Here is a 3,487-nt window from a genome sequence, read left to right as displayed (position 1 = left end):
CGCTGTCGCCTTTCGCCTCGTGCGCATCTGCACCGCCTGGCGTGTCCCCTCGGACCCCGCCCGTAGGGGTTTCCACCCCTGCCATCACTCACCTACGAACCTATTGTCAGTGTCTGCCTGTCGGATCTCTTCCCGTCATCATCGTCGTTTGATCATATGAAAACCTCGGAATCATCTCGCCGTCGCCGCCTTCCGATACCCGGTCAGCGCCGGATAGATCGCGGCTGCCACGAAGATCGCCGCCCAGACGGCGACTGTGACAAGCGGTTCGACGATCGGCCCACCTGATGCGAGCGACCTCATCAGCTCGATTGCCGGACTCATCGGTTGATACTCGACGAACGGCTGCAACCACCCCGGGTACGCCTCGAGCGGTGAGAATCCCGAGTTGAAGAACATCAGGACGCTGATCAACAGGCCGAGGTACTGGACGATGGGAGCTCCGGGTGGCGCGTTGACCGCGAGCGCCAGCATCAGCACTGCGAACGACGCGCCGAAGACAACAGCGGTCACGACCATCCCGGCCGCGGCGAGCGGACCATTCGTGAACCGGAAACCGATCGCCATTCCGACTGCAAGGAGGACAGCCGTCGCAGCGATGATGCGAGCGATCTCCGACACGACCCGCGACGTCAGGTCCGCAGCACGATTGATCGGCAGAACATACAGTCGAGCGAGCAGTCCGGTCGAGCGCTCCTTGTTGAGGCGCACCGCCGACACCATCGATCCGCCCATCGCGCCGACGAGGATGATCAGCGGCACGGTGCCGTACAGGCTGTTCTTGCCCGTCGCCTGCCCGATCGCGTCTCCGAGCACCACCTTCATCAACACCAGCGAGATGCCCGGGATGATGATCGACTGCAGCAGGGTCGGCACGTCACGCACGTACACGAGGATCTGACGCCACGAGAGCACCGCGGTGTTGCTCGCCCACGCCCGGATCGAACCCTCCGCGGGCACGACGGTCGGCTGTGCACTTGCCATGACGCTCATCGGTGAGCCTTTCGCAGACCGGCGACGAGCACCACGACGGCGATCACTGCCAGCACGACCAGACAGATGACTGTGCCGGTCGAGTTCGCCAACGTGAGCGTGTCCGATGAGTCCATGGTGCGCATCGTCTCCACGAACTGCGAGATCGGCTGGTTGCGCGCGAATCCTCGGATCCACTCGGGGAAGCGCTCTTCGGGAACGAATCCCGTCGACACCATGCCCAGGATCATCACCGGAAAGCCCATCAACTGGCTGGTGGCCTCCGGCGAACCCGCGAGCATTCCGAAACCGTCGCACAGGGTCGCCAGCACGAGGCCGATCAGAAGGCCGAAGGCGAACAGGCCGATCGTGCCCACGACACCCCCGCCGGGCCGCCAGCCGATGAGGAGGCAGGCGATGGCACCGCAGCAGATCGACACTGTCAGCAGTACCGCGTTGGTGACCATCCGGGCGACGAGCGGCGCCCACGACGGGATCGGCATCACGCGGAAGCGGGCGTTGATGCCCTGACTCGAATCGAACGCCGATCGCATCGCCGCAGAGGTCGCGGCGAAGCTGATCGACTGAAAGATGATGATCGGCATGAGGAACGTGCCGTAGTCCATGCCCGGCGTCGAGTCCATGACCTTGCGCAGCGGCAGGTAGAAGCAGAGTGCGAGGAATGCGGGCGCGATGAAGGCATACACGAACTCGCCGTTGCGGAGGACCTTGAGCAGTCCTCGCGCCGTCAGCGTCCATGTCTGACGGAGCGCACGCGAACCGGCCCCGCCCGCCAGTGCGGCCTCGGAGGCGAGTGCTCCGGCCGACGCAGGGGCGTCCATCTGGGCCGTCACCGTTCGTCGTCTCCCGACTTGGCGGTCAACGCGAGGAACACCTCGTCGAGCGAAGGTCGGCGCAATGCGATGTCGGCGAGCGGGATCTTCGCGGCCTCGGTCCGTCGCATCACTTCGGCGAGCGTCTCCGGGCCGTTGGGTGCAGGCACCGACACGGTCCGCTCGTCGAGGTCGGAGTCGTCTACGTCGGTGGGGCCGATGAGGTCCCGCAGGCGTGCGCGCAGGCGCGGGAGGTACGCGGGGTGAGCCGGTGTCACTTCGCAGTACGCGGCTCCGGTCTCGGCCTTCAATTCATCGGACGTGCCCTCGGCGATCACTCGCCCCTTGTCGATGACGACGATGTTGTCCGACAGCATGTCGGCCTCTTCGAGGTACTGAGTGGTCAGCAGGATCGTGACGCCGCTGTCCCGGAGTTGCTCGACGAGCGTCCACACGTCCTGCCTGCTCCGCGGGTCGAGTCCGGTGGTCGGCTCGTCGAGGAACACCACTTCGGGGGCGGTGACGAGACCACACGCGATGTCGATGCGACGGCGCATGCCGCCGGAGTACTGGCCCACGCGGCGGCCGGACGCCTCGGTCAGGGAGAACTCTTCGAGCAGTTCGTCAGCACGAACCTGCGCCTTCTTCTTCGGCAGTCCGAGCAGCCTGCCGAACAGGATCAAGTTCTCCCGGCCGGTCAACGACTCGTCGAGTGCGGCGAACTGCCCGGTGAGCATGATCGAGGAGCGGACACCCGACGGGTCGTCCACCACGTCGTGCCCCGCGACGGTCGCGCTGCCGCCGTCCGGAGCCAGAAGGGTGCACAGCATGTTGACCGTGGTGGTCTTGCCTGCACCGTTCGGACCGAGGATCGCCACGATCGTGCCCTTGGGCACCTCGAAACTCACGTCATGGACCGCGGTGAAGTCGCCGAAGGTCTTCTTCAGGTTCGTGGCGACGATCGCGTTCGGAACATCGCGCGCGACGTCGAGTGCGGTCGGATCGATGGACGGGAACGCGACTGTCCGCTCGTTCGCCAGGCGAAGTTCGGCTGCCGACTCGATCGGTGCCGGCGGCGCCGCGGACATGACGTTCCATGCGGCGTGTCGTGCGCGCCGAGGGCGCGCCTGAGCCGGCGGTGCGACAGGGACGACCGGTGTCGGCGGTGTGTAGCCCGCGGGCGCGGAGACCGCGGAGTAGGCGAGGTTCGGAGCGTCTGTCCGGGGAGCCGATTCCGTGGAGTCACCGCTGTGCTCGGCCGGACTCGATTCCGACGCGTCAGGCTCACGGGTCGCGAGATCGTCGCGCCAGGCACGCAGTTGCCGCAGGATCGGATCGTCCTCGGGCACCCACGGCATCGTCTGCTCGAGAGGACCCGATTCCGGACGCGGCGCTGCCGAGCGATCGGCCCTCCCGGCCGGACGGCCGCCTGCGTCTGACATCGAGTGATCCCCTCCTGAAGAAGATTCTTAGTTCTTATGACCCTAGTAAAGATCCCTATGACTATCGCCGACGACCACGCCAGCGTTTCGTGGCTCCACAGGGCGAAACTGCACCCCAACCCCTGCCACGAACCCCAGATTCAAGCAAATTCATTGCAGCACAAACACATTCGCCTACGCGACACGCGCGAGACGCAACACGCCGATCCTATCGTGTGGACTAACGGGGTTCGCGTGATC

Annotated in this window: 3 protein-coding genes; all 3 read right to left on the bottom strand. The window is 65.5% G+C overall.

Annotated features, from left to right (window positions below; all coding sequences use genetic code 11):
• Nucleotides 1–171: 171 nt before the first annotated feature.
• From WFK36_RS02080 to WFK36_RS02070, 3 genes are read right to left on the bottom strand one after another with little or no spacing between them, the layout of a single operon-like run.
• Nucleotides 172–993, bottom strand: coding sequence for an ABC transporter permease (locus WFK36_RS02080; RefSeq protein ID WP_008376007.1), 822 nt, complete (start codon nucleotides 991–993; stop codon nucleotides 172–174).
• The gene (locus WFK36_RS02075) at nucleotides 990–1,826 is read right to left on the bottom strand and encodes an ABC transporter permease (protein WP_336789249.1); all 837 of its coding nucleotides are present in this window, start codon (nucleotides 1,824–1,826) and stop codon (nucleotides 990–992) included. The genes WFK36_RS02080 and WFK36_RS02075 overlap by 4 nt, the downstream gene beginning before the upstream one ends.
• The gene (locus WFK36_RS02070; protein WP_336789247.1) at nucleotides 1,823–3,247 is read right to left on the bottom strand and encodes an ATP-binding cassette domain-containing protein; all 1,425 of its coding nucleotides are present in this window, start codon (nucleotides 3,245–3,247) and stop codon (nucleotides 1,823–1,825) included. The genes WFK36_RS02075 and WFK36_RS02070 overlap by 4 nt, the downstream gene beginning before the upstream one ends.
• Between the last annotated feature and the right edge of the window lie 240 nt (nucleotides 3,248–3,487).

Origin of the sequence: Gordonia malaquae, assembly GCF_037148075.1 — a bacterium.
GTDB lineage: Bacteria > Actinomycetota > Actinomycetes > Mycobacteriales > Mycobacteriaceae > Gordonia > Gordonia malaquae.
The sequence above is the reverse complement of the archived record's forward strand: the minus strand, read 5'-3'. Positions and strand labels throughout refer to the sequence as shown.